The sequence below is a fragment of the Streptomyces sp. P9-2B-2 genome (assembly GCF_030406865.1).
GTDB lineage: Bacteria > Actinomycetota > Actinomycetes > Streptomycetales > Streptomycetaceae > Streptomyces > Streptomyces platensis.
Window position 1 is genome coordinate 1,576,440 of sequence record NZ_CP129126.1, and the last position, 22,294, is coordinate 1,598,733.

A 22,294-nucleotide genomic window follows, 5' to 3' on the forward strand; every position below is an offset into this window, starting at 1 on the left:
CCGTCAGGTCTCCGGGTGCCCGGCGCGGCCGGCCTTCTTCCAGATGAGCCGCATGCCCAGCGCCAGCACGAGCAGCGCGACGAGCACAATGGCGACCTTGATCGCCTGGTCGACCAGCAGATGGTGAAGCAGGCCGTCGCCGTCACCCCGGGCAAGGGCGTGGAGCGGCGCGTCGCCCGTCATCGGCCCGCACCCCGCTCCGCCTTCCCGCGCCCGTCGTCGTCCAGGTGACGGGCGGCGGCCCGGAGCACCGCACCGGCCGGCGATCCGCCGCTCCGGGAGGGGCCACGCCCCCGCGCGGCACCCCGGGCGTCCAGGCGGCGGCCCACGGCCCGTGCGGCGGGTGCCGCGTACCGCCGCATCTCGTCCAGCTTCCCCCGGCGCCGGAGCACCACCGCCACCGCGAAGACCAGCAGCGCCAGCACCACCAAACCGCCGATGAGCAGGCCGAATCGAAGGAGAAGAAGGTTCAGGACCTGTTCCATGATCACCTCTCGCTTTTTTGTATCACAGGCGTGATAGAAAACAATTTATCACAGCCGTGATAGGAAGGGCTCATGCCCAAACAGGTGGACCGCGAAGCCCGGCGCCGCGAGGTCGTCGACGCCCTCTTCCGTGTGGCTGTACGCGACGGCCTCCAGCGCGCCTCCCTGCGCGCCGTCGCCGATGAGGCGCGGCTCAACATCGGGTCGGTCCGGCACTACTTCGCCGGCCAGGAAGAGCTGATCCGCTTTGCGATGCGGTCGATGGTCGACCGGGTCGGCGACCGGCTCCAGCGCCGGATCGACGAGTTCGGCGAACTGGACGGGCTCTCCGGCCCCCAAGTCCGCCGGTTCGCGATGGAGTTGCTCTCCGAGCTGCTCCCCCTGGACGACCGCCGGCGCGCCGAGGTCACCGTCCTCGTCGACTTCTCCACGGCCGCCCGGACCGATCCAGCGCTGGACGGCCTCGCCCACGAGACCGCCGTCGCCACCCGGGCCCTGGTGCGCCGCATCCTCACCCGCCTCGACTCGGCGGGCGGGCTGCGGCCGGGCCTCCACGTCGAGACCGAGACCGAACGGCTGACGTCCCTCCTGGACGGCCTCGCCTTCACCGCCGCACTACGGCCCGAGGTGCTGGACGACCGGACCTGCGCCACGGTCCTGCGCACCCACCTCGACGACCTCGGGCCGGCAGCGGACTGACGCGAAAGGCCCCCGCCGGATCGGCGGGGGCCTCGTCGGGCCTGACGGGCCCGTAAGCGTGGGTGGCAGTCAACTCCCGTATGCGCGCGCGGGGTTGTGCCGCATGTCGACTACTGCGCTCAGACGCCCGTCGCTGCCGGGCGGCCCGCGAGGGCGTCCAGGTCGGCGCGGGTCAGCCCGGTCAGCCGGGCGACCTCGGCGGTGTCCACGGCGCCGCAGTCCAGTCCGCGCAGCAGATAGCCGCTGAGCGCCTTGGCGGTGGCGGGCTCGTCCATGACGTCGCCGCCCGCCTTGGCGACATACGCCGCGAGCCGGGCCGCGGCCTGCTCCAGGCCCCCGCGGTAGAAGGCGTAGACCGCGGCGTAGCGGGTGGGCAGATGGGCCGGGTGCATGTCCCAGCCCTGGTAGTAGGCGCGGGCCAACGAGCGGCTCACGAGGCCGTGATGGAGTCGCCAGGCCGCGTGGACCCGGTCGGCCGGGCCGACGGGGAGGACATTGGTCGAGCCGTCGGAGAGCCGTACGCCGGTACCGGCCGCCGCGACCTGCATCACGGCCTTGGCGTGGTCGGCCACCGGGTGGTCGAGGGACTGGTGGGCGGCGCTGACACCGCAGGAGGCGCTGTAGTCGAAGGTGCCGTAGTGCAGGGACGTGGCACGGCCCTCGGCCGCCTCGATCATGCGGGCGACGGTGGCCCGGCCGTCGGCGCCCAGGATCGACTGGGTGGTCTCGATCTGGATCTCGAAGCCGATCCGGCCGCTCGCCAGGCCGTGCGCCCGCTCGAAGGCCTCCAGCAGCCGCACCATGGCCGTGACCTGCTCGGCGTATGTCACCTTGGGGAGCGTGAGGACCAGCCCGTCGGGCAGCCCGCCGGCCGCCATCAGACCGGTCAGGAAGATGTCGAGGGTGCGGATACCGCGGTCCCGGACGGCGGCCTCCATGCACTTCATCCGGATGCCCATGTACGGGGCCGCGGTGCCGTCCTGATACGCGGCGGCGACCAGGGCGGCGGCACGGGCGGCGGCCGCGTCCTCCTCGGCGTCCGGGCGGGGGCCGTAGCCGTCCTCGAAGTCGATCCGCAGATCCTCGACGGGCTCCCGGACCAGCTTGGCGCGGACCCGGTCATGGACCTCGTCGGCGAGCGCGTCGGGGAGGCCGAGGACGGCGGCGAGCGCCCCGGCGTCGGGGGCGTGCGCGTCGAGGGCGGCGAGCGCCTGGTCGCCCCAGGAGCGCAGGGTGTCGGCGGCGAAGGCGTCACCGGGGACATAGACCGTGTGGACCGGCTGGCGGGTGCCGGGGTCGCCCGGGTAGCGCCGCGCCAGATCCGCGTCCACCTGGGCGAGAGCGGCGCCGATGCCCTCGCGTACGGTGTCCGCGAGGCTCGTCGCCACGGTCTCCTGCTGGCCCATTCGCTGCCCCTCCCGGTGCTCGGCCCGACCCTCGAGCGCATTCCGCCTAACGGAATCAACAATCCGTATAGCGAAGTTATCCGGGTCGTTCGGCGAGGTCAACACCCCCCGCCCGGAGCAGAGCAGGTCACGGGCGCGCGGCCGCCGACCGGAAACCCCGTGGCGCCACGGCGCCGCTCCCGCCAGACTCCCCGCATGACTTGGATCGCACCCACTATCGAGCGCAAAGAACTCCCCACCGTGGCCGGTGAACGGGAGATGCTTCAGGGCTGGCTCGACTTCCACCGCGACACCCTGCTCGCGAAATGCACCGGACTCACCGCCGACCAGCTCGTCCGGGCCGGCAGCGCGCCGTCCAACCTCACCCTGCTGGGCCTGGTGCGCCACATGACGTATGTCGAACGGGTCTGGTTCCGCAAGCGCTTCCTCAGCGAGCGGATCGACGATCACTACATCACCGAGGACCAGCCCGACGCCGACTTCGAGGCTCTCGACCCGGCCGCCGCCGAGGCGCAGTTCGCGGCCTTCCGCACCGAGATCGAGGCCTGCGACAAGGCTGTGGCCGACAGCGAGCTGGACGAGACCTTCCTCAGCTCCCGGGGCCGCCCGCTGAGCCTGCGCTGGATCTACGTCCACATGATCGAGGAGTACGCGCGCCACAACGGCCATGCGGATCTCCTCCGCGAGCAGATCGACGGTGTGACGGGCAGCTAGGTGTACTCGGCCATGAGGTTGGTAACTCGCGTCGGTAGTTGATCAAGAAGAGACCTCCGGGCGTAGTGGAGATGCCTGTCTTCACCACAACCGGAGGTCTTGATGGCCCACGCTAATGCCCGGCTGAATTTTCACGGCAGATGTCTTCTGGTGCGCCGTGTCGTCCACGACCGGCGTCCGGTGGCCCATGTGGCCAAGGAGCTGGGAGTCTCGCGGCAGTGCGCCCACCGATGGGTGGCCCGTTTCAAGGCCGAAGGCTTCAACGGCCTGCACGACCGCTCCAGCCGCCCCGACACCTGCCCGAGGCGTACTCCCGCACACGTCGAGGCCGCAGTGCTCAGCGCACGACGCGTCCACCGACGGGGGCCGGACTTCCTCGCTGCCGAAACCGGCGTCCCCGCACGGACGGTGAGCCGCATCCTGCGCCGCCATCACATGCCTCGCCTGGCCTCCTGCGACCCTCTGACCGGACAGCCCATCCGAGCCGAACGCCGCAGCCACACCCGCTACGAACGCGCCCGGCCCGGTGAACTCGTCCACCTCGACGTCAAAAAGATCGGACGCATCCCGGACGGCGGCGGCTGGCGGGCCCACGGCCGCCAAGCCGGCAAGACCTACGCACAAAAGCAGGCCCGGATCGGCTACGACTACATCCACGCCGCCGTCGACGACCACTCCCGCCTGGCCTACGCCGAGATCCATGCAGATGAGAAGGCCGACACCTGCGCCGGCTTCCTCACCCGCGCTGCCGCCTTCTTCGCAGTCCGTGGCATCGACCGCATCGAACGCGTCATCACCGACAACGCCTGGGCATACCGCAGGAGCACCGCATTCCGCCAGGCCGTGGCCGACCTCGGTGCCCAGCAGCGCTTCATCCGCCCCCACTGCCCCTGGACCAACGGCAAGGTCGAACGCTTCAACCGGACCCTGCAAACCGAATGGGCATACCACCAGGTGTTCACCAGCAACACCGAACGAGCCCAGGCCCTGGCGCCGTGGCTGACCTTCTACAACACTCGACGCCGACACACCGCGCTCGCAGGCCAGCCCCCGATCAGCCGACTGTCACCAAAGTCATGACCGAGTACAGCTAGGGCCTGTCGTTTGGATCAGGCCCTAGCCCTCCCCCGCGCCCCCTTCGGTCGCGGACGCACGAGGCCCCGTACGCGGCGCGCGTACGGGGCCTCGTGCTGTGCCGAAGGGGCCGGCACCTGGACGGGCTCAGCCCTTGCGGGTCTTGACCTCGTCGGTGAGGGCCGGGACGACGTCGAAGAGGTCGCCGACCACGCCGTAGTCGACCAGCTCGAAGATGGGGGCCTCTTCGTCCTTGTTGATGGCGACGATGGTCTTCGAGGTCTGCATACCGGCGCGGTGCTGGATCGCGCCGGAGATGCCCGCCGCGATGTACAGCTGCGGCGAGACCGACTTACCGGTCTGGCCGACCTGGTTGGTGTGCGGGTACCAGCCGGCGTCCACGGCGGCACGCGAGGCGCCGACGGCCGCACCGAGCGAGTCGGCGAGCGCCTCGATGACCGGGAAGTTCTCGGCGCCGTTGACGCCACGGCCACCGGAGACCACGATCGCGGCCTCGGTCAGCTCCGGGCGGCCGGTCGACTCACGCGGCGTGCGCGAGACGATCTTGGTGCCCTTGGAGGAGTCGGCGACCGTCACCGCGAGCTGCTCGACCGTGCCGGCGGCCGGCGCGGCCTCCGGGGCGGCGGAGTTGGGCTTGACGGTGATGACCGGGGTGCCCTTGGTGATGCGGGACTTGGTGGTGTACGAGGCCGCGAAGACGGACTGCGTGGCCACCGGACCCTCGGCACCGGCCTCCAGGTCGACGGCGTCGGTGATGATGCCGGAGCCGATGCGGACCGCGAGGCGGGCACCGATCTCCTTGCCCTCCGCGGAGGACGGCAGCAGCACGGCGGCCGGAGAGACCGCGTCGTAGGCGGCCTGGAGTGCGTCGACCTTGGGCGCGACGAGGTACTCCGCGAACTCCGGGGCGTCGGCGACCAGGACCTTGACCGCGCCGTGCTCGGCGAGGACCTTGGCTGCCTCGTCGGCGTGCGGGCCGAGGTGCACCGCTACCGGCTCGCCGATGCGGCGGGCGAGGGTGAGCAGTTCGAGGGTGGGCTTGCGGACGGCACCGTCCACGTGGTCGACGTAGACAAGAACTTCAGCCATGGGATTGCTCTCCTGCGGGAAGAATGAGGGCGGTGGAAAGGGCTGCGGCTCAGATGAACTTCTGGCCCGCGAGGAACTCGGCGAGCTGCTTGCCGCCCTCGCCCTCGTCCTTGACGATCGTGCCCGCGGTGCGGGCCGGACGCTCGGTGGCGTCGTCGACCTTGGTCCAGGCGCCCTCGAGGCCGACCTCGTCCGCCTCGATCTCCAGGTCCTCCAGGTCCAGGGACTCCACCGGCTTCTTCTTGGCGGCCATGATGCCCTTGAAGGAGGGGTAACGCGCCTCGCCCGACTGGTCGGTGACGGACACGACGGCCGGCAGTGCGGCCTCCAGCTGCTCGCTGGCGGTGTCGCCGTCCCGGCGGCCGGTGACCTTGCCGCCGTCGACGGAGACCTCGGAGAGCTGGGTGACCTGAGGGACGTTCAGACGCTCGGCGAGCAGCGCGGGCAGCACACCCATCGTGCCGTCGGTGGAGGCCATACCGCAGACCACGAGGTCGTAGCCGGTCTTCTCGATGGCCTTGGCGAGCACGAGGGAGGTGCCGAGCGCGTCGGTGCCGTGCAGGTCGTCGTCCTCGACGTGGACGGCCTTGTCGGCGCCCATCGACAGCGCCTTGCGGAGCGCGTCGTTGGCGTCCTCGGGGCCCACGGTCAGGACCGTGATCTCCGCGTCGTCCGCGGCTTCCTTGATCTGCAGGGCCTGCTCGACGGCGTACTCGTCGAGCTCCGAGAGCAGACCGTCCACATCGTCACGGTCGACGGTCAGGTCCTCGGCGAAGTGCCGGTCGCCGGTGGCGTCGGGCACGTACTTCACACAGACAACGATCCTCAAGCTCACGCCGACTCTCCTACCTGCTTCGTCTCTTCAGAACTGCCTTGTGCTGGCAGCATAGGCGCCTGTTGGGGCGGCTCCCGGTCGGTTCCGGTTCCCCACGCCGACCGCCATATTACTCGCCAGTACATCCAGTCTCGTGCCCCGAATCAAGGCCGTCGAAATGTGACCTTGCCAACGGCCCTGAACGGAGGAAGAGGAAGCCCCGCGGGAACCCGCGCGTGTCGGGTTCCCGCGACGGACCGTCAGTCGCGCAGCGCGTTGAACCGGCCCTGGTGATAGAGGAGCGGACGGCCGGGCCTGGACGGGTCACCGACGACGGGCTGGGCGATCACGAGGCAGTGGTCGCCGGCCGGCACCCGGGCCTCGACCTTGCACACCAGCCAGGCGAGAACGCCGTCCAGGAGAGGCACGCCCTCGGGGCCGGTGCGCCAGGAGGTGGCGGGGCCGAAGCGGTCGGCGCCGCTGCGCGCGAAGGTGGCGGCCAGCTCCTGCTGGTGCTCGCCGAGTATGTGGACGCCGATGTGCTCGGCCTCCGACACGTTCGGCCAGCTGGAGGAGCCGGTGCCGACGCCGAACGAGAGCAGCGGCGGGTCGGCGGCGACGGAGGTGAGGGAGGTGGCGGTGAAGCCCGCGGGGCGCGGGCCGGGCGCGGTGATCACCGCGACGCCGGCGGCGTGCTGCCGGAAGACCGAGCGCAGGAGCTCGGGAGAGGCGATGTGCGGCGTGCCGAGGCCGGTCAGGGCCGTCATGGAGTTGTCCTTCTGCTGTGGAGTACGAGCCCGGGCGGGGCCGCCGACGGCCGGGCGGCGGTCGGCGGCAGTGGTGTCGTCGCTGCTCACATGCCCGGACAGCGGGCGCTGGCAGTCCGCAGAAGGTCGACGTGGGCGCGTCCGTAGAGAAGGGGTCCTGGCCGCATCACGTCAGAGTGACGATTCGTGACCCACAGCGTCAAGGGGAGCCCAGCATCTGGGAGATCAATCACGGACCGCCGCGCCGAGGGCCGCGATCACATCCGCCTTCCGGGGCTGTCCGGAGGCGCGGCGCACGATCGCGCCGGCCGCGTCGAGCACCAGCACCGTCGGGGTGCACAGCACCTGGAGCTGCCGTACGAGCTCCAGATGGTCCTCCGCGTCGATCTCGACATGGGCCACGCCGTCGACCATGCCGGCGACCTCGGTGAGGGTGCGCCGGGTGGCCCGGCAGGGCTGGCAGAAGGCGCTGGAGAACTGCAGCAGGGTGGCCCGCTCCCCCAGCGCCGCCCCGATCTCGGCGGCGCCCAGCCGTGCCGTGTCGTCCCGCTCCCGCACCGTCAGCCTCCTGTTGCGGCGTTGGTGTCACCTGCCGGAGACGCTCGCCGCGGCGAGCACCCCGAGGCGCACCATGAGTCCCGTCATCCACGAATGCAGCGTTCACGGGACCACAAAGATTCCCGGGGACGCATCCTGCCAGGGGTGCGAGAGGTACCTTCTGCTGCGGAGAACTGCCCGTTGAACGGCCGCCACGTGACAAGAATCTCCCGGTCCGGGCGGCCGGCGCGCTGGCCGCCGCGGCCGACATCGGGCACGATCTCCCGAAAGCCGCAGTTACGACTGCGTAGGTTTCCGCCGGGAGAACCCTCCCCAGGCGTGGAAAAGGGGTCCTCCGGACAATGGCAGAGCTCGTCTATCCGCCGGTGATCGGCGCCGCCCGCACGCTCTTCAAGGCGCTCGATCTGAAATTCGACATCGCCGGGACGGATCACATTCCGCGCCGCGGCGGGGCGGTTCTGGTGAGCAATCACATCGGGTACCTGGACTTCGTCTTCGCCGGGCTGACCGCGCGCCCGGCCAAGCGGCTGGTGCGCTTCATGGCGAAGGAGTCGGTCTTCCGGCACAAGATGTCGGGCCCGCTGATGCGCGCGATGAAGCACATTCCCGTGGACCGCGGCCAGGGGATGCACGCGTACAAGCACGCGCTGACCGCACTGCGTTCGGGCGAGATCATCGGGGTCTTCCCCGAGGCGACGATCTCCGAGAGCTTCACCCTGAAGAACTTCAAGTCGGGTGCGGCGCGGCTGGCCCAGGAGGCCGGGGTGCCGCTGCTGCCGGTGGCACTGTGGGGCACCCAGCGGCTGTGGACCAAGGGCCACAAGCGCGATCTGGGCCGGAACCACTTCCCGATAACGATCCGGGTGGGCGAGCCGATGGAGGCCGACCCGGCCGAGCAGGCCGAGAAGATCACCGACCGGCTGCGGACCCGGGTGCAGGATCTGCTGGAGGCGGCGCAGCGCGCCTACCCCGTACGCCCCAAGGACTCCGAGGACACCTGGTGGATCCCGGCCCACCTGGGCGGCACGGCCCCCGCGGCACCCGGCAGCCTCGCCTGACGGTCCCCGGAAGCCTGGCGTAACGGTCCCCGCGGCCGGCCACGCCGTCACCGGACCGGCCGCGGTCCCTTCCGCCGGCCGGTCCGCAGGGCCCGGGTCACGGGGACCAGATCTCGCCGATCTCGATCCGGGCGTCCGGGCAGGCCCGGTGCAGCGCCTCGGCCAGCTCGGCGCCCGCGGCGGCCAGCTCGTCGAGCGTCATGGGAGCCATCCGCTCCAGCAGGAACAGGGCGCTGACCGAGTCCTCGGTGAGGCGGGTACGCACACCCTGCCGCCAGTTCCAGCGGCGGCAGGTGACGCCCTGGTCATCGCACCAGACGACCTCGCCCGCGTCGGGGTGCTCGATCACCTCGGCGCCCCCGGCCGCGGTCACGAACGGCTCGTCGCCGGTGGCCCGTACGAGCCGCATACCGCCCTGGATACGGTCCAGGTCCTCGCCGCCCACGGGGATGAGGTGGGCGACGCTGATGGCGTTGTAGAGGTCGACGAGGCGGTTGATGCGTGGCAGACCGCCGTCCGCGAGCGCGCGCCTGGCCAGTGCCTCGGCGGAGTTGCGGGTGCGGGACGGCTTGCTGCCGAAGGCGGTGTAGGTGGCGCGCCAGGCGGCGATATGCGGATCGCCCTGCGGGGCACGCCCGTCGAGGCGCGCGGCGAGCCGGCGGGTGGCGTCGTCCAGGAGCGCCGCACCGGCCTCGTCGCTGGGCCCGTTGGTCAGACCGTGGGCTTCCACGGCAAGACAGCCGAAGCCGGGTGCCAGGGCGCGCACCTCGTCGGAGACATGCAGGGCGCAGGTGAGGTCGGAGACCTGCGAAGAGCTGGGCATCAGGGCCGTTCCTCAGAGATCGGTGGGGAGCGTCTGCCAGAGGTGAGGCCGGTCGACGGCCTCCCGCAGGCATTGGAGCACGGCCGGGTGCGGTTCAGCAAACAGGACTGGATAGTCCACTTCATTGAACTCTGGTCGCACGGTGAAGGCGAGCTGCTCGCGATCGAGGCGGAACTGCGCGTCGACACCGGGCTTGTTTCCCCGCGGATCCTGCCGGACCCAGCGGTCCTCACCGGGCAGCCGGACGGCCACCAGGCCGTGGACGACATCGAATTTCTGGTAGCACAGCGCGGTGGGGATACCCGCCGCCCGCAGTAGTGCCGCGAGGGCGTGCGCCTTGGCGTAACAGATGCCGGTGCGCTGCGCGAGAACGTCGGAGGCGCGCCAGGTGACCCTCCCCCACCCTTCGGCCGGGGGGACCCCCATCTCGCTGCGCTCGTCGCCGGCGTCCTGGCTGTGCGGAATGGCGTCGCGAACGAACGCGAAGGCCGCCTTGGCGTATGTGTATGCATCAGGCGCGTCGGCGGAGAGGGTCGCCGCGAGGGCCCGGACGCGTGGGTGCTCGTGGTCGATGGCCTCACCGGCGGCCAAGTAGGCAGAGATTTCCGGGGTGTCCTGGATCAGCTCCATGCCCGCGGAGCGTAGCGATGCGCCCGGCCGAGAGTCAATGACTTTTCAGCCGGGCGCATGGCTATGCAGTGCGTGCTAGCGACCCATCTCCTCGCGGAGTGCGGCGAGGAAGCCGTCGACGTCCTCCACCGCGGTGTCGAAGGCGCACATCCAGCGCACGACACCGTCCGCCTCGTCCCAGAAGTAGAAGCGGTAGCGCTTCTGGAGCCGCTCGCTGACATCGTGCGGCAGCCGGGCGAACACCCCGTTGGACTGCACGGGGTAGAGGATCTCCACCCCGCCGATCTCCCGCACCCCGGCCGCCAGCCGCTGCGCCATGGTGTTGGCGTGCCGGGCGTTGCGCAGCCACAGGTCCTTGGCCAGCAGCGCCTCCAACTGGACGGAGACGAAGCGCATCTTGGAGGCCAGCTGCATGGACAGCTTCCGCAGATGCTTCATCGCCCGCACCCGGTCGGGGTTGAGCACGACCACGGCCTCACCGAAGACCGCACCGTTCTTCGTGCCGCCGAAGGAGAGGATGTCGACGCCCACGGCGTTGGTGAAGGCCCGCATCGGGACATCCAGCGTCGCCGCGGCGTTGGCTATCCGCGAACCGTCCAGATGCACCACCATGCCGCGCTCATGGGCGTGTTCGCAGATCGCCCGGATCTCGTCCGGTGTGTAGACCGTGCCGAGTTCGGTGCTCTGGGCGATCGAGACGACCTGCGGCATGGCACGGTGCTCGTCGTCCCAGCCGTACGCCTGGCGGTCGATCAGCTCGGGGGTGAGCTTGCCGTCCTCGGTCGGCACGGTCAGCAGCTTGAGCCCGCCGACCCGCTCGGGCGCACCGCACTCGTCCACGTGGATGTGCGCGGACTCGGCGGCGATCACCGCGCCCCAGCGGTCGGTCACGGCCTGGAGGGCGACGACATTGGCGCCGGTGCCGTTGAACACCGGGAACGCCTCGGCACGCTGCCCGAAGTGGCTGCGGAACACCCGCTGGAGGTGCGCGGTGTAGTCGTCCTCGCCATAGGCGACCTGATGGCCGCCGTTGGCGAGGGCGAGCGCGGCGAGCACCTCGGGATGCGCGCCCGCGTAGTTGTCGCTGGCGAAGCCGCGTATCTCGGGATCGTGGTGCTGCCGGGCGTCGGTCTTCGCGCCGGTCACGGCTCGGGGGTCAGCCACAGACGCTGTCCATTCACTTCCTGGGCGGGCCGGCTCCAGATCCCGGCGATGGCCTCGGCCAACTCCGTGACGTCCGTGAAGCCCGCGAACTTCGCGTTCGGTCGCTCGGCGCGCATCTGGTCGTTGACGAGCGCCTTCACGATCAGGATGGCAGCAGCGGCGCGCGGCCCCTGCTCACCCCCCGCCTTGCGGAAGCCGTCCGCCATGGCCAGCGTCCAGGCCTCGGCCGCGGCCTTGGAGGCGGCATAGGCGGCGTTGCCCCCGGTGGGCTTGCTGGCGCCGGCCGCGCTCGTGAGGAGAAAACGGCCGTTGCCGCTGCGCTCCAGGGCGTCGTAGAAGGCGAGGGAGGTGTGCTGGACGGTGCGGACCAGCAGCTTGTGCAGCATGTCCCAGTCGGTCAGGTCGGTCTCCGCGAACGTCGACGAACCGCGCCATCCGCCGACGAGGTGCACCAAGCCGTCGATCCGGCCGAATTCCTTCTCCGTACGGTCCGCCCATTCGCGGGCCTGGTCCAGGTCGAGGAGATCAACGGTGTCCCCTATCACCGTGGCGCCGCCGTGAGCGTAGCGCGCCGCGTCCACGGCCTCCGCCAGCCGCTCGGGGTGGGAGTCCGAGCCGACCACCACCGCACCCGCTTCGGCCAGCCGCAGCAGGGTCGCGCGCCCGGCCGGTCCGGCCGCACCCGCCACTGCGATGACCGCACCCTCCAGCGGCCCCTGGCCACCCGTCGACGTACCCATCTTCGTCGCCTCCTCGTCCTGCTCCTCGACGGCCTGCGGCCGGGTGTTCCGGTCCGTCGTCATGCCGCCGCCAATGCGTCACTGTGGGCCGTGATGCCCTTGGTAGAGGCGATCACAGCACGCAGCTTCTTGGCGAGCGCTTCGTAGAACATGCTCAGCGGGAATTCGTCGGGGAGCACGTCGTCCACGAGTTTGCGCGGCGGCTGGTCCAGGTCGAGAGCGTCCGGTCCCTTGGCCCAGACCGAGCCCGGGTGCGGGGCGAGGTAGGTCGAGACGAGGTCGTACGCAGCGAACCAGTGGACCAGCTTGGGCCGGTCGATGCCGTCCCGGTAGAGCTTTTCGATCTCGCCGCACAGCTGGTTGGTGACCTTGGGTGCCCGCTCCCAGTCGATGTGCAGTGTGTTGTCCGTCCAGCGTACGACGTCGTGCTTGTGCAGGTAGGCGAAGAGCAGCTGGCCGCCGAGCCCGTCGTAGTTGCGGACCCGGTCGCCGCTGAGCGGGAACCGGAACATCCGGTCGAAGATCACCGTGAACTGCACATCGCGCGCCTGGGGGTACCCCTCGGCCTCCAGCTTCACGGCCTCCTTGAAGGCGGTGAGGTCGCAGCGCAGCTCCTCCAGGCCGTACATCCAGAACGGCTGGCGCTGCTTGATCATGAACGGGTCGAACGGCAGGTCACCGTGGCTGTGGGTGCGGTCGTGCACCATGTCCCACAGCACGAACGACTCCTGGCAGCGCTTCTGGTCGTCCAGCAGCGCGCGGATGTCCTCGGGGAGTTCGACACCGAGGGTCTCGATGGCGGCCTGGCTGACCCGGCGGAAGCGGGCGGCCTCGCGGTCGCAGAAGATGCCGCCCCAGCCGAACCGCTCGGGGGCCTCGCGCACCGCGATGGTCTCCGGGAAGAGCACGGCCGAGTGGGTGTCGTAGCCGGCCGTGAAGTCCTCGAAGGTGATGCCGCAGAAGAGGGGGTTGTCGTAGCGGGTGCGCTCCAGCTCGGCGAGCCAGTCCGGCCAGACCATGCGCAGGACGACGGCCTCGAAGTTGCGGTCCGGGTTGCCGTTCTGGGTGTACATGGGGAACAGCACCAGGTGCTGAAGGCCGTCGGCACGCTGCCGGGCGGGCTGGAAGGCGAGCAGCGAGTCCAGGAAGTCCGGCACCTCGAAGCCGCTGTCGACCCAGCGGCGCAGGTCGGTGGCGAGCGCCTGGTGGTAGGCGGCGTCGTGCGGCACCAACGGGGCGAGTTCACCGATGGCCGCTATCACGCGGTCGACCTCGGCGCGCACGGCGCCGGCGCTCGGCGCACCCTCCGCCGCCAGGTCGATCGAACCGTCCTTGGACTGCCAGGGGCGGATGGTCTCGACCGCGTCCTTGAGCACGGACCACGCCGGGTGCGCGACCACACTCTCCGCGGTCGTGGTGGCCTCCTGGACACCCACAGGCGAAAGAATTTCCGTCATGACTGCCCTCCGGCGGTAGATCGTGTTGTCAGCCCACGGTAACCAGCCGAGGATCGCCGTCTCAAGTGGGGCTGGTGAAAATTTTTCTGCCGACACCCCGCGGTCACGCCGATTTTTCCTGTGCGTGACGGCTTGGGCGACACTTCCTGCCCATGAGGGCGAGGGTTTCAGCGCTTCTTCCAGGGGAAGTTGACAGGAATAGGGGCCTTCTCGCCTCCCGGAAGGGCACGGTCCGACCGCCGGGTTACCTACTCTCCGTAGCCGTATGGCATATGACACACCCCGCTCCCCGGCACCGCTGCCGCCGGGCCCCGTCAGCGTGGCGGGGACTCGCCCACGCGAGGGTGAGGGTCTGGAAGCGGGATATGGCGGGTAGCCGTACTGGACACACCGGGGCCGGTCCGGCACCCCCTTTTTCCGCCGTACGGTCCCGTTAGGCTGAGCGCCATTTCGTTACGCCGTTGCCGACGGGTCGACACCGGGACCGAGCCGACAGCGGCACCGAGCCGACAGAAGCGAGGCAGCCTTGTCCTTTCTCACCATCGGACACCGCGGGATGATGGGCGTCGAGCCGGAGAACACCCTGCGCTCCTTCGTGCGCGCCGAGCAGGAGGGCCTCGATGTCATCGAGCTGGATCTCCATCTGAGCAAGGACGGCGCGCTCGTGGTGATGCACGACGCGGACGTGGACCGGACCACCGACGGCGCCGGACCGATCGTCGAGCGCACCCTCGCCGAGCTGCGTGAGCTCGATGCCGGGCGGGGCGAGCGGATCCCCGTCTTCGAGGAGGTCGTGACGGCGGTCAGGGCGCCGCTCCAGGCCGAGATCAAGGATGTGGCGGCCGCGCAGGCGCTGGCCGAGGTGCTGCGCTCCCGCGATCTGGTCGACCGGGTCGATGTGATCTCCTTCCACGACGAGGCGCTGGCCGCGATCCGGACCCTGCTGCCCGGCGTCCGTACCGCACTGGTCGGCAGCCGCTACGGCACCGATGTCGTCGACCGGGCGCTGGCCGTGGGCGCCACGATGCTCTCGCTGAACATCCGCCGGCTCACCCTGGAACTGGTCGAGCGGGCGCACGCCGCACAGCTGAAGGTCGTGGCCTGGACGGTCAATACCCACGACCAGCTCCGCCTGGCCCGCGGGCTCGGTCTGGACGGTGTGGTGACCGACCTGCCGGAGATCCGGCGGGCGGTCCGCTTCACGGCGTAATACGGCGGGCGCGGGCGCGCCCGGCCGGGCGGGGCGCCCCGCGTCCCTCCGGCCCCGCCCCGGCATACGGCGAAATCCGCAGTTCACAGCCCTGCAATGTGATTCCAGCATGCGGATGTTTTCCCTGCCGATCTCGACAGATCACCTCGCGGACTGCCACGCTCCCGCCATGCGCCTCGCCAACCGCCCTCTCCGCCTTGCCGCTTGCGCCACCGTCGCGCTGCTCACCGCGGCCGTCGGCTGTGCCCCGCAGGACGCCGCCGGGCCGGGCAAACAGAGCTGCGCACGCGGCCAATTGGCCACCGTGGCCCGCGGGACGCTCACGGTCGGCACCGACAAGCCCGCGTACGCACCGTGGTTCCACGACGACGACCCGGCCAACGGGAAGGGCTTCGAATCCGCGGTCGCGTACGCCGTCGCGCGGCAGTTGGGCTACGACAAGGGCGCGGTGCACTGGCAGACCGTGCCGTTCAACAACGCCTTCGCGCCCGGTGCGAAGAGGTTCGACTTCGACATCAACCAGATCTCCATCAGCGCCGCGCGCAAGCGGGCCGTCGCCTTCTCCTCCGGCTACTACGGCGTGCGGCAGGCGGTGATCGCGCTTAAGGGCTCCAAGGCGGCGCGTGCCAAGAGCATCGCGGATCTGCGGCGGGTCAAACTCGGTGCGCAGGTCGGCAGCACCAGCCTGGACGTCCTCCAGGACACCGTCCGGCCCACCCAGCAGCCGGCCGTCTTCCAGAAGAACGACCTGGCCAAGTCCGCGCTGAGGAACGGCCAGGTCGACGCGATCCTCACCGATCTGCCGACCGCCTTCTACATCACCTCGGCGGAGGTCAAGGACGCCGAGGTCGTCGGGCAGTTCGCGGCCACCGGTGCCCCCGACGAGCAGTTCGGGCTGGTCCTGGACAAGGAGAGCCGGATCACCGGTTGTGTGACGGCCGCGGTGGACACCCTGCGGAAGAACGGCACCCTGGCCCGGCTGGAGAAGAAGTGGCTGGCCGACGCCGTTTCCGTGCCGGTGCTCAAATGACGTACGGAGGCGGCGTGTTGAAGACCCGTACGGCACCGGAGGCGGACGGCGACGGGTATGTGCCCTCGGCGCGGCGGATCGAGCGGGAGCGGTTCCGGCGGGCCAGGGCCCGGCGTGCGACCGCCGTCGCCGCGCTCAGCACCCTGGTCACCGGCGCGGTCCTCTTCCTGGTCATCACCCGCTCGCCCGGCTGGCCGCGTACCCGCGAGACGTTCTTCAGCCCGGAGTACGCGCGGATGGCGCTGCCGAAGGTGCTGGACGGACTGCTGCTGAATCTGCGGCTGCTGGTGGTGTGCGGGGCGGCGGTGCTGGTGCTCGGGCTGCTGCTGGCGGTGGCCCGGACGCTGCGCGGCCCGGTGTTCTTCCCGCTGCGCGCGCTGGCCGCCGCGTACACCGACTTCTTCCGCGGACTGCCGCTGATCATCTGTCTGCTGATGGTGGTCTTCGGGGTGCCGGCGCTGCGGCTGCAAGGCGTGACCACCGATCCGGTGCTGCTCGGCGGGACCGCGCTGGTGCTGACGTACTCGGCCTATGTCGCCGAGGTCTTCCGGGCCGGTATCGAATCGGTGCACCCCTCGCAGCGGGCCGCGGCCCGGTCGCTGGGGCTCTCCGGCGGACAGGCGCTGCGCTTCGTGGTGCTGCCGCAGGCGGTGCGGCGGGTGGTGCCACCGCTGCTGAACGATCTGGTCTCGCTCCAGAAGGACACCGGGCTGGTGTCCATCGCGGGCGCGGTGGACGCGGTCTACGCGGCGCAGATCATCGCCGGCAAGGACTTCAACTTCACGCCGTACGTCGTGGCCGGGCTCGTCTTCGTCGCGCTGACCATCCCGATGACCCGCTGCACGGACTGGATCACGGGCCGCATGGACCGCAGGCGCGCCCAGGGAGGGCTGGTATGAGCACGACGGACGACACCCCGCGGCCCGCCGCGGAGACCGCCGGCCCGGCCGCGCCCGGCGACCGGCCGGTGCTGCGGCTGGAGTCCGTACGCAAGACCTACGGCCGCGGCACGGTCGTGCTGCGGGACGTGGATCTGGAGGTCCCGCCGCACACCGTGACCGCGCTGATCGGCGCCTCCGGCTCGGGCAAGTCCACCCTGCTGCGCTGCGCGAACCTGCTGGAGGAGATCGACGACGGCGCGATCTTCCTGGACGGCGAGGAGATCACCGACCCGCGGGCCGACGTGGACGCGGTCCGCCGCCGGATCGGCGTGGTCTTCCAGGCGTACAACCTCTTCCCGCACATGACCGTGCTGGACAACATCACGCTGGCGCCCCGCCGGGTGCACGGGGTGCCGCGCGCCGAGGCGGAGGAGCGGGCCCGTGAGCTGCTGGAACGGCTCGGGCTCGGCGGTCGTGCCGGGGAGTACCCGGACCGGCTCAGCGGCGGCCAGCAGCAGCGGGTCGCGATCGTCCGCGCGCTGGCCGGGCGGCCCCGGCTGCTGCTGCTCGACGAGGTCACCGCGGCCCTCGACCCGGAGCTGGTCGGCGAGGTGCTGGAGGTCGTCCGCGAGCTCAAGACGGACGGCATGACCATGGTCATCGCCACCCATGAGATGGGCTTCGCGCGGGAGGTCGCCGACCAGGTGTGCTTCCTGGACGGCGGGGTGGTGCTGGAGCGCGGCACCTCCGAGCAGGTCTTCGGCGCTCCGCGGCACGACCGCACCCGGCAGTTCCTGCAACGGATCATCCAGGCGGGGCGGCTGTGAACGGCGGCCGACGCGCTAGCCGAGTGGCTTGACCAGCAGCTCGAATTCCAGGTCGGGGCGCTGGGGGATGCCGAACCGCTCGTCGCCGTACGGGAACGGGGTGCACTCCCCGGTACGCCGGTAGCCGCGGCGCTCGTACCAGGCGATCAGCTCCGTGCGCTGCCGGATGACCGTCATCCGCATCTCCCGGGCGCCCCAGATGTCCTGCGCGGTCCGCTCCGCCTCCGCGATGATCACCTTGCCGAGGCCGCCGCCCTGGAGCTCCGGGCGCACCGCGAACATCCCGAAGTACGCATGGTCCCCGCGGTGTTCGAGCTGGCAGCAGGCGATCGGCACGCCGTCCCGTTCGGCGATCAGCAGCCGGCCGGTCTCGTTGCGCACGACGGCGGTGACGCCCGCCGGGTCGGTGCGCTGCCCCTCCAGCAGGTCCGCCTCCGTCGTCCAGCCGCCGCGGCTGGTGTCCCCGCGGTAGGCCGACTCGATGAGGTCGACGAGCCCGGGGACGTCGGCATCGAGGGCGGTGCGGAAGGTCAGCTCGCTGGTGGGCATGGTGCGGGGAGTCCTCTCAGGCGGACAACTGGCTTCAGGGAGGCTAACAACTGCCGGGTGTGCGGTGTCAGGGCCGATTGTCCCGGTCTTGCGGCGGCGGGTGCCCGGCCGTGGGGGGCGGGCGGCGTAGGGTCCGGACATGGTGCATGTACTGAGCAGCAGGGTGCTGTTGCGGCCGGCCGACCCCGAGCGGTCGCGGGCGTTCTACGGCACGGCGCTGGGGCTGGAGATCTACCGGGAATTCGGCACCGGCCCCGAGCGCGGCACGGTCTACTTCCTCGGCGGCGGCTTCCTGGAGGTGTCAGGGCGGTCCGCCGGGCCGCCCACGGAGACCCTCCAGCTGTGGCTCCAGGTGGCGGACGCGGCGGCGGCGCACCAGGAGCTGCTGGCGCACGGGGTGGAGGTGCTGCGCGCGCCCGTGCAGGAGCCGTGGGGGCTGATCGAGATGTGGATCGCCGACCCGGACGGCCACCGGATCGTGCTGACCGAGGTCCCGGCGGACCATCCGCTGCGCTATCGCCCCTGAGCTCCGTCTTTGTGCCCGGCGGCACTCCACCACCGCGCTCCCCCTTTGCGCCCGTGCGCTCCCGTGTGCCGGACGCCCGGCGGGCATCCTGCCCCCGATGCGTACGGGTGCGAGGGGAGGTGCTCCGTGCACGGACCGGTGTGGGTCGGCTGGCTGCTGGTGCTGCTCGGGGCCGCCGCCGGCGCGTACTGCCTGGTGCGGGCGCGCAGCGGACCGGCCGCGCAGCGGGGCGAGGCGCGCGGCGAGGGACTGATGGCGCTGGGAATGGCGGCGATGGCCTGGCCGGTGGCGCCGCCGTCGTGGTCGCCGTGGCTGTTCACCGCGGCCTTCGGGGCGGCGGGCCTGTGGGCACTGGCGCACCGCCATCTGCATCATGCGGTGGGCGCGCTGGCGATGGCGTACATGGCGCTCGCGATGGTCGTTCCGGCGTCCCAACAGGCGGGCCACACAGGCCAGATGGGCCAGATGGGCCAGCTGGGCCAGCTGGGCCAGGCGGGCGGGACGGGCCCGATGGCGCATGCGGGCCCGGGCGGTGTGCCGTTGCTGACGGGGCTGTTGCTCGTCTACTTCACGGGGTATGTCCTCGCGGCCGGGGTGCGGCTGGTGCCGGCCGCGGGTGCGGGGGCCGGGGACGTGGCGGCGGGCGGGCCGGTGCCGGTGGCGGGAGCCGGGGTGCTGCCGGCCTGCCGGGTGGCGATGGGTATCGGCATGCTGGCGATGCTGCTGGCGCTGTGAGCTGCGGCGATGCCCTGCCGCCCGGTTCGTCGCCGGGCGGGCACCCGTGGACCGTGCGCGCCTGGCGCGGAGGTGGCATGCATCACTTCCGTCGCGCGGCCGTACCAACGGGTAGTCGTGCGCTCATAGGGTGACGACATGATGGTCACTCTCGCGCTGATGATGCTCGGCGTGCTGGCCGCGGCAATGGCGCCGCGGCTGATGGCCCGTTCCGACTGGCCCGACCGTGAGCCGGTGCTCGCCCTGTGGGTGTGGCAGTGCGTGGTCGCCGGTGTTCTGCTGTGCTGTCTGCTCGCGATGTCGCTGAGCGCGGCCGCCGCCTGGGAAGCCGTCCGCAGCCCGGTGTTCGGGTTCGCCCCGCGGGTCGTCGTCGAGGCGTACGCGCTCCAGACGCACGGGCCCTGGGCCGGGGTGCTGGCCCTGCTGCTGGCGGGCGGCGGCGCCTGGACGGCCGTCGCGCTGACCCGCGAGGTACGGGCGGTACGCGCCCGTCGGCGGCAGCGGCGGGCCGAGCTGCTGCGCCGCGCGCCGTTGTTGCCCGGCGAGGAGCCCTCCGGAGAGCGTCTGGTCGTCCTGGAGGGGGACCGCCCGGAGGCCTGGTGGCTGTCCCACGCCTCGCCCCAACTGGTCGTCACCACCTCGGCGTTGCGGCGGCTGAAGGGGCATCAGCTCGATGCGCTGATCGCCCATGAGCAGGGCCACGCACGGGCCCGGCACGATCTTCTGCTGTACTGCGCCTCGGCGCTGGCCGCCGGCTTTCCGCAGGTCCCGGTCTTCGCGGCGTTCCGCGACCAGGTGCACCGGCTGGTCGAGCTGGCCGCCGACGATGTGGCCTCGCGCCGCTTCGGCCGCCGGACGATCGCCCTGGCCCTGGTCGAACTCAACGAGGACCGCGGGGTGTTCGGCCCCTGCCCCGCCCAGCTCGCCCAGGTACCGGAGCGGGTGGACCGGCTGCTGGCCCCCGCACCCCGCTTCACCCCCGCCCGCCGGCTGCGGATGACGGCGGTGGCGGCACTGGTTCCGGCCATTCCGCTGCTGGTGACCTTCATTCCCGGGCTGCGGGCTTTGACGTAGGGCGGACGCGCCCTGGCTTCTGGCCGATGACCGGGCCGGACGGCGGTGGCCAGTGGGTCGGCGTGGCCCCGGACGCCGGGTATCGGCGAGGATCGGGATATGCCACCGACGCCGCGCCCCACCGTCCGGTCGTCCGCCGTGGACGACGACCGCCGCCCCGCACCCGCCTCGCGGGTCCCGGCCCTCCCCTGCGCCGTTCTCTGTGTCCTCGCCTTCGGTCTGCTGCTGACCCTGGTCGCCGTGCGCTGGGAACCCCTGATGGCGGTGGACCGGGCGCTGGCCGGTGCGCTGCACCGGACGGCCGTCGCCGCGCCCGGCTGGACCCGCCTCAACCAATTGCTCAGCGACTGGCTGTGGGACCCGTGGATGATGCGCGTGGTGCTGGTGGCGGCGGTGGTGCTGCTCGTACGGCGGGGTGAACGGCTGCTCGGCGTCTGGGTGGCGGCCACCGCGCTCGTCGGGACGGGGCTTCAGCAGGTGCTGAAGGCGATGGTCGGCCGGGACCGCCCGGTGTGGCCGGACCCGGTGGACTCGGCGCATTACGCGGCGTTCCCGTCGGGACATGCGATGTCCGCGCTGATCACGGGCGCGCTGGTGCTGTGGCTGCTGTGCCGGTGCGGGGCCCGTTCGCTGTGGCGGTGGACGGCCGGGGCGGTGGCCGTGGTCTCGGTGATCGGCGTCGGCTTCACCCGGGTCTATCTGGGCGTGCACTGGCTGTCGGATGTCGTCGGGGGCTGGCTGCTGGGCGGGGCGCTGGTGGCCGCGGCGGCCGCGGCGTACACCGGATTTGCGCCACGGGTGGGGAACGGCGCCGCACAGTGGGCAGTTGAGCGGTCATGACGAATATCAAGGGTGTGCTCTTCGACTTCTCCGGGACCCTGCTGCGGATCGAGCCCGCCGAGTCCTGGCTGCGGGCGGCGCTGGCCGCGTGCGGTACGGCCATGGCCGACGCCGAGATCGCCCGCGCGGCGGCCGCGCTGGAACGGGCCGGTGCGCTGCCCGGTGCCGCCTCGCCCGTCGAGATCCCCGCCGCGCTGGCCGACTCGTGGGAGATCCGGGACCGCGACGCCCGCCACCACCGCGCGGTCTACACCGGCCTGGCCCGCCAAGTGCCGCTCCCTGACCCCGCGTTGTACGACGCGCTCTACGACCGCCATATGACGGCGGCGGCCTGGCAGCCGTACCCCGACGCCGCCGAGGTGCTGGCGGAACTGCACCGCCGCGGCACCCGGGCCGGCCTGGTGAGCAATATCGGCTGGGATCTGCGGCCGGTGCTCAGCGGCCATGGCCTGGACCGTTATCTGGACACCTGTGTGCTGTCCTACGAGCACGGCATCCAGAAGCCGGACCCGCAGCTCTTCGCCCTGGCCTGCCGGGAGTTGGAGCTGGATCCGTCCGGCGTCCTGATGGTGGGCGACGACCGTAAGGCGGACGGCGGGGCCACGGCGCTGGGCTGCTCGTTCCTGCCGGTGGACCATCTGCCGGTGGACCGGCGCCCGGACGGGCTGCGGCCGGTGCTGGACCTCGTGGGCTGAGCGCCGGGCGGGCCGGGGCGCGGGTGGTCAGCCGGTGGACCGCAAAGTCAGCCATTCCTGGAGCTCGACGAGGTTCCCGTCGGGGTCCTTGAGGTGGGCGACCCGCATCCGGTCCGTCATCGGCGCCGGGCCGTGCGCGAGGACGGCGCCGCGGCCGGTCAGCTCCGCGCAGTAGGCGTCGAGGTCGTCGACCCGGAGGACGACCAGGGACCGGTAGCCGTCCGGCGCGTCCGCCAGTTCGCCGAGGACCCGGGCCATCTGGGCGCGCTCCTGGAGGGCGATGCCCGCGGTGCCGTCGTCGCAGGTGAACTTGGCGTACGGGCCGTCCGGGGCCGCGAACTGCGGGGTGAGCCCCAGCGTGTCCCGGTAGAAGCGGTAGCAGCCGTGGAAGTCCGAGACGAGCAGGCGGACTTGGGCGAGTTCCATCG

At 71.4% G+C, this 22,294-nt stretch carries 27 protein-coding genes; 13 read left to right on the top strand and 14 right to left on the bottom strand.

The window, feature by feature from the left end; translation table 11 throughout:
* Positions 1-3: 3 nt before the first annotated feature.
* Both QT196_RS06710 and QT196_RS06715 read right to left on the bottom strand, forming a co-directional pair.
* On the bottom strand, positions 4-183 hold the full coding sequence (locus QT196_RS06710; RefSeq protein ID WP_168478073.1) for a hypothetical protein: 180 nt from the start codon (positions 181-183) through the stop codon (positions 4-6).
* Positions 180-485: a hypothetical protein gene (locus tag QT196_RS06715; RefSeq protein ID WP_266736303.1), complete on the bottom strand. Its 306-nt coding sequence runs from the start codon at positions 483-485 to the stop codon at positions 180-182. Before QT196_RS06715 ends, QT196_RS06710 begins: the two co-directional genes overlap by 4 nt.
* A 72-nt stretch (positions 486-557) precedes the next feature.
* Between QT196_RS06715 and QT196_RS06720 the strand changes: the two genes are divergently transcribed.
* Positions 558-1,184 carry a TetR/AcrR family transcriptional regulator gene (locus QT196_RS06720; RefSeq protein WP_290354549.1) on the top strand — a complete coding sequence of 209 codons (627 nt, stop codon included), beginning with the start codon at positions 558-560 and terminating at the stop codon, positions 1,182-1,184.
* 119 nt (positions 1,185-1,303) lie between these two features.
* Here the strand turns inward: QT196_RS06720 and QT196_RS06725 are convergent, their stop codons facing one another.
* Positions 1,304-2,590, bottom strand: a complete 1,287-nt coding sequence (locus QT196_RS06725; RefSeq protein ID WP_168478076.1) for an aldolase/citrate lyase family protein — start codon at positions 2,588-2,590, stop codon at positions 1,304-1,306.
* Between the two features lie 195 nt (positions 2,591-2,785).
* On the opposite strand from QT196_RS06725, the gene QT196_RS06730 reads away from it, so the two are divergent.
* The gene (locus QT196_RS06730; RefSeq protein WP_290354550.1) at positions 2,786-3,304 is read left to right on the top strand and encodes a DinB family protein; all 519 of its coding nucleotides are present in this window, start codon (positions 2,786-2,788) and stop codon (positions 3,302-3,304) included.
* Positions 3,305-3,406: 102 nt separating this feature from the next.
* Positions 3,407-4,384 carry an IS481 family transposase gene (locus tag QT196_RS06735; RefSeq protein ID WP_168478185.1) on the top strand — a complete coding sequence of 326 codons (978 nt, stop codon included), beginning with the start codon at positions 3,407-3,409 and terminating at the stop codon, positions 4,382-4,384.
* Between the two features lie 141 nt (positions 4,385-4,525).
* Here QT196_RS06735 and QT196_RS06740 read toward each other — a convergent pair whose 3' ends face one another.
* From QT196_RS06740 to QT196_RS06755, 4 genes are all read right to left on the bottom strand, one after another.
* Positions 4,526-5,488, bottom strand: a complete 963-nt coding sequence (locus tag QT196_RS06740) for an electron transfer flavoprotein subunit alpha/FixB family protein (RefSeq protein WP_168478079.1) — start codon at positions 5,486-5,488, stop codon at positions 4,526-4,528.
* Between the two features lie 49 nt (positions 5,489-5,537).
* Positions 5,538-6,323: an electron transfer flavoprotein subunit beta/FixA family protein gene (locus QT196_RS06745; protein WP_168478080.1), complete on the bottom strand. Its 786-nt coding sequence runs from the start codon at positions 6,321-6,323 to the stop codon at positions 5,538-5,540.
* Positions 6,324-6,562: 239 nt separating this feature from the next.
* The gene (locus tag QT196_RS06750; protein ID WP_290356617.1) at positions 6,563-7,069 is read right to left on the bottom strand and encodes a flavin reductase family protein; all 507 of its coding nucleotides are present in this window, start codon (positions 7,067-7,069) and stop codon (positions 6,563-6,565) included.
* Between the two features lie 225 nt (positions 7,070-7,294).
* Positions 7,295-7,627: a thioredoxin family protein gene (locus QT196_RS06755; protein ID WP_168478081.1), complete on the bottom strand. Its 333-nt coding sequence runs from the start codon at positions 7,625-7,627 to the stop codon at positions 7,295-7,297.
* A 341-nt stretch (positions 7,628-7,968) separates the two neighbouring features.
* Here QT196_RS06755 and QT196_RS06760 point away from each other — a divergent pair, with 341 nt between their 5' ends.
* Entirely contained in the window at positions 7,969-8,685 is a 717-nt protein-coding gene (locus QT196_RS06760; protein ID WP_168478082.1) for a lysophospholipid acyltransferase family protein, read from the top strand.
* 97 nt (positions 8,686-8,782) lie between these two features.
* Here QT196_RS06760 and QT196_RS06765 read toward each other — a convergent pair whose 3' ends face one another.
* The 5 genes from QT196_RS06765 to QT196_RS06785 all read right to left on the bottom strand — a co-directional run bounded on the left by QT196_RS06765 (position 8,783) and on the right by QT196_RS06785 (position 13,499).
* Complete coding sequence (locus tag QT196_RS06765) at positions 8,783-9,508, bottom strand: phenylalanine--tRNA ligase beta subunit-related protein (protein ID WP_168478083.1); 726 nt, start codon at positions 9,506-9,508, stop codon at positions 8,783-8,785.
* A 12-nt stretch (positions 9,509-9,520) separates the two neighbouring features.
* Positions 9,521-10,138, bottom strand: coding sequence for a transglutaminase domain-containing protein (locus tag QT196_RS06770; protein ID WP_168478084.1), 618 nt, complete (start codon positions 10,136-10,138; stop codon positions 9,521-9,523).
* A gap of 75 nt (positions 10,139-10,213) precedes the next feature.
* A complete protein-coding gene (locus QT196_RS06775) occupies positions 10,214-11,302 on the bottom strand; it encodes a low specificity L-threonine aldolase (RefSeq protein ID WP_085927323.1) in 1,089 nt (362 codons plus the stop codon).
* Complete coding sequence (locus tag QT196_RS06780; RefSeq protein WP_211117565.1) at positions 11,281-12,042, bottom strand: SDR family oxidoreductase; 762 nt, start codon at positions 12,040-12,042, stop codon at positions 11,281-11,283. The genes QT196_RS06775 and QT196_RS06780 overlap by 22 nt, the downstream gene beginning before the upstream one ends.
* Positions 12,043-12,101: 59 nt before the next feature.
* Positions 12,102-13,499: a DUF6421 family protein gene (locus QT196_RS06785; protein WP_290354551.1), complete on the bottom strand. Its 1,398-nt coding sequence runs from the start codon at positions 13,497-13,499 to the stop codon at positions 12,102-12,104.
* 526 nt (positions 13,500-14,025) lie between these two features.
* Between QT196_RS06785 and QT196_RS06790 the strand changes: the two genes are divergently transcribed.
* From QT196_RS06790 to QT196_RS06805, 4 genes are all read left to right on the top strand, one after another.
* Positions 14,026-14,709 (top strand): glycerophosphodiester phosphodiesterase family protein, encoded by a 684-nt coding sequence (locus QT196_RS06790; RefSeq protein WP_168478087.1) that lies wholly within the window; start codon positions 14,026-14,028, stop codon positions 14,707-14,709.
* A gap of 169 nt (positions 14,710-14,878) precedes the next feature.
* A complete protein-coding gene (locus tag QT196_RS06795; protein ID WP_290354552.1) occupies positions 14,879-15,739 on the top strand; it encodes an ABC transporter substrate-binding protein in 861 nt (286 codons plus the stop codon).
* Complete coding sequence (locus tag QT196_RS06800) at positions 15,736-16,638, top strand: amino acid ABC transporter permease (protein ID WP_168478088.1); 903 nt, start codon at positions 15,736-15,738, stop codon at positions 16,636-16,638. The genes QT196_RS06795 and QT196_RS06800 overlap by 4 nt, the downstream gene beginning before the upstream one ends.
* Positions 16,635-17,447 (top strand): amino acid ABC transporter ATP-binding protein, encoded by an 813-nt coding sequence (locus QT196_RS06805; RefSeq protein ID WP_266736292.1) that lies wholly within the window; start codon positions 16,635-16,637, stop codon positions 17,445-17,447. Before QT196_RS06800 ends, QT196_RS06805 begins: the two co-directional genes overlap by 4 nt.
* A 15-nt stretch (positions 17,448-17,462) precedes the next feature.
* Here QT196_RS06805 and QT196_RS06810 read toward each other — a convergent pair whose 3' ends face one another.
* A complete protein-coding gene (locus QT196_RS06810) occupies positions 17,463-17,996 on the bottom strand; it encodes a GNAT family N-acetyltransferase (RefSeq protein ID WP_290354553.1) in 534 nt (177 codons plus the stop codon).
* Positions 17,997-18,135: 139 nt separating this feature from the next.
* Here QT196_RS06810 and QT196_RS06815 point away from each other — a divergent pair, with 139 nt between their 5' ends.
* The 5 genes from QT196_RS06815 (at position 18,136) to QT196_RS06835 (ending at position 21,866) form a co-directional block, all read left to right on the top strand.
* Positions 18,136-18,522 (top strand): VOC family protein, encoded by a 387-nt coding sequence (locus QT196_RS06815; protein WP_168478090.1) that lies wholly within the window; start codon positions 18,136-18,138, stop codon positions 18,520-18,522.
* 126 nt (positions 18,523-18,648) lie between these two features.
* Positions 18,649-19,257, top strand: a complete 609-nt coding sequence (locus tag QT196_RS06820; RefSeq protein WP_290354554.1) for a DUF5134 domain-containing protein — start codon at positions 18,649-18,651, stop codon at positions 19,255-19,257.
* 138 nt (positions 19,258-19,395) lie between these two features.
* Positions 19,396-20,331 (top strand): M56 family metallopeptidase, encoded by a 936-nt coding sequence (locus tag QT196_RS06825; protein ID WP_168478092.1) that lies wholly within the window; start codon positions 19,396-19,398, stop codon positions 20,329-20,331.
* A gap of 99 nt (positions 20,332-20,430) precedes the next feature.
* Positions 20,431-21,171: a phosphatase PAP2 family protein gene (locus QT196_RS06830; protein WP_290354555.1), complete on the top strand. Its 741-nt coding sequence runs from the start codon at positions 20,431-20,433 to the stop codon at positions 21,169-21,171.
* Complete coding sequence (locus QT196_RS06835) at positions 21,168-21,866, top strand: HAD-IA family hydrolase (protein ID WP_168478094.1); 699 nt, start codon at positions 21,168-21,170, stop codon at positions 21,864-21,866. Before QT196_RS06830 ends, QT196_RS06835 begins: the two co-directional genes overlap by 4 nt.
* A 27-nt stretch (positions 21,867-21,893) precedes the next feature.
* Here the strand turns inward: QT196_RS06835 and QT196_RS06840 are convergent, their stop codons facing one another.
* Entirely contained in the window at positions 21,894-22,292 is a 399-nt protein-coding gene (locus QT196_RS06840) for a VOC family protein (RefSeq protein WP_168478095.1), read from the bottom strand.
* Between the last annotated feature and the right edge of the window lie 2 nt (positions 22,293-22,294).

What these genes read in the sequence shown, in the direction of transcription:
- QT196_RS06810 (WP_290354553.1), bottom strand. Translation starts at nt 17,996, where the DNA reads ATGCCCACCAGCGAGCTGACCTTCCGCACCGCCCTCGATGCCGACGTC.
- QT196_RS06800 (WP_168478088.1), top strand. Translation starts at nt 15,736, where the DNA reads ATGACGTACGGAGGCGGCGTGTTGAAGACCCGTACGGCACCGGAGGCG.
- QT196_RS06795 (WP_290354552.1), top strand. Translation starts at nt 14,879, where the DNA reads ATGCGCCTCGCCAACCGCCCTCTCCGCCTTGCCGCTTGCGCCACCGTC.
- QT196_RS06740 (WP_168478079.1), bottom strand. Translation starts at nt 5,488, where the DNA reads ATGGCTGAAGTTCTTGTCTACGTCGACCACGTGGACGGTGCCGTCCGC.
- QT196_RS06765 (WP_168478083.1), bottom strand. Translation starts at nt 9,508, where the DNA reads ATGCCCAGCTCTTCGCAGGTCTCCGACCTCACCTGCGCCCTGCATGTC.
- QT196_RS06835 (WP_168478094.1), top strand. Translation starts at nt 21,168, where the DNA reads ATGACGAATATCAAGGGTGTGCTCTTCGACTTCTCCGGGACCCTGCTG.
- QT196_RS06720 (WP_290354549.1), top strand. Translation starts at nt 558, where the DNA reads ATGCCCAAACAGGTGGACCGCGAAGCCCGGCGCCGCGAGGTCGTCGAC.
- QT196_RS06830 (WP_290354555.1), top strand. Translation starts at nt 20,431, where the DNA reads ATGCCACCGACGCCGCGCCCCACCGTCCGGTCGTCCGCCGTGGACGAC.
- QT196_RS06770 (WP_168478084.1), bottom strand. Translation starts at nt 10,138, where the DNA reads ATGGAGCTGATCCAGGACACCCCGGAAATCTCTGCCTACTTGGCCGCC.
- QT196_RS06725 (WP_168478076.1), bottom strand. Translation starts at nt 2,590, where the DNA reads ATGGGCCAGCAGGAGACCGTGGCGACGAGCCTCGCGGACACCGTACGC.
- QT196_RS06730 (WP_290354550.1), top strand. Translation starts at nt 2,786, where the DNA reads ATGACTTGGATCGCACCCACTATCGAGCGCAAAGAACTCCCCACCGTG.
- QT196_RS06760 (WP_168478082.1), top strand. Translation starts at nt 7,969, where the DNA reads ATGGCAGAGCTCGTCTATCCGCCGGTGATCGGCGCCGCCCGCACGCTC.
- QT196_RS06785 (WP_290354551.1), bottom strand. Translation starts at nt 13,499, where the DNA reads ATGACGGAAATTCTTTCGCCTGTGGGTGTCCAGGAGGCCACCACGACC.
- QT196_RS06710 (WP_168478073.1), bottom strand. Translation starts at nt 183, where the DNA reads ATGACGGGCGACGCGCCGCTCCACGCCCTTGCCCGGGGTGACGGCGAC.
- QT196_RS06780 (WP_211117565.1), bottom strand. Translation starts at nt 12,042, where the DNA reads ATGGGTACGTCGACGGGTGGCCAGGGGCCGCTGGAGGGTGCGGTCATC.
- QT196_RS06750 (WP_290356617.1), bottom strand. Translation starts at nt 7,069, where the DNA reads ATGACGGCCCTGACCGGCCTCGGCACGCCGCACATCGCCTCTCCCGAG.
- QT196_RS06825 (WP_168478092.1), top strand. Translation starts at nt 19,396, where the DNA reads ATGATGGTCACTCTCGCGCTGATGATGCTCGGCGTGCTGGCCGCGGCA.
- QT196_RS06840 (WP_168478095.1), bottom strand. Translation starts at nt 22,292, where the DNA reads ATGGAACTCGCCCAAGTCCGCCTGCTCGTCTCGGACTTCCACGGCTGC.
- QT196_RS06735 (WP_168478185.1), top strand. Translation starts at nt 3,407, where the DNA reads ATGGCCCACGCTAATGCCCGGCTGAATTTTCACGGCAGATGTCTTCTG.
- QT196_RS06815 (WP_168478090.1), top strand. Translation starts at nt 18,136, where the DNA reads ATGGTGCATGTACTGAGCAGCAGGGTGCTGTTGCGGCCGGCCGACCCC.
- QT196_RS06715 (WP_266736303.1), bottom strand. Translation starts at nt 485, where the DNA reads ATGGAACAGGTCCTGAACCTTCTTCTCCTTCGATTCGGCCTGCTCATC.
- QT196_RS06805 (WP_266736292.1), top strand. Translation starts at nt 16,635, where the DNA reads ATGAGCACGACGGACGACACCCCGCGGCCCGCCGCGGAGACCGCCGGC.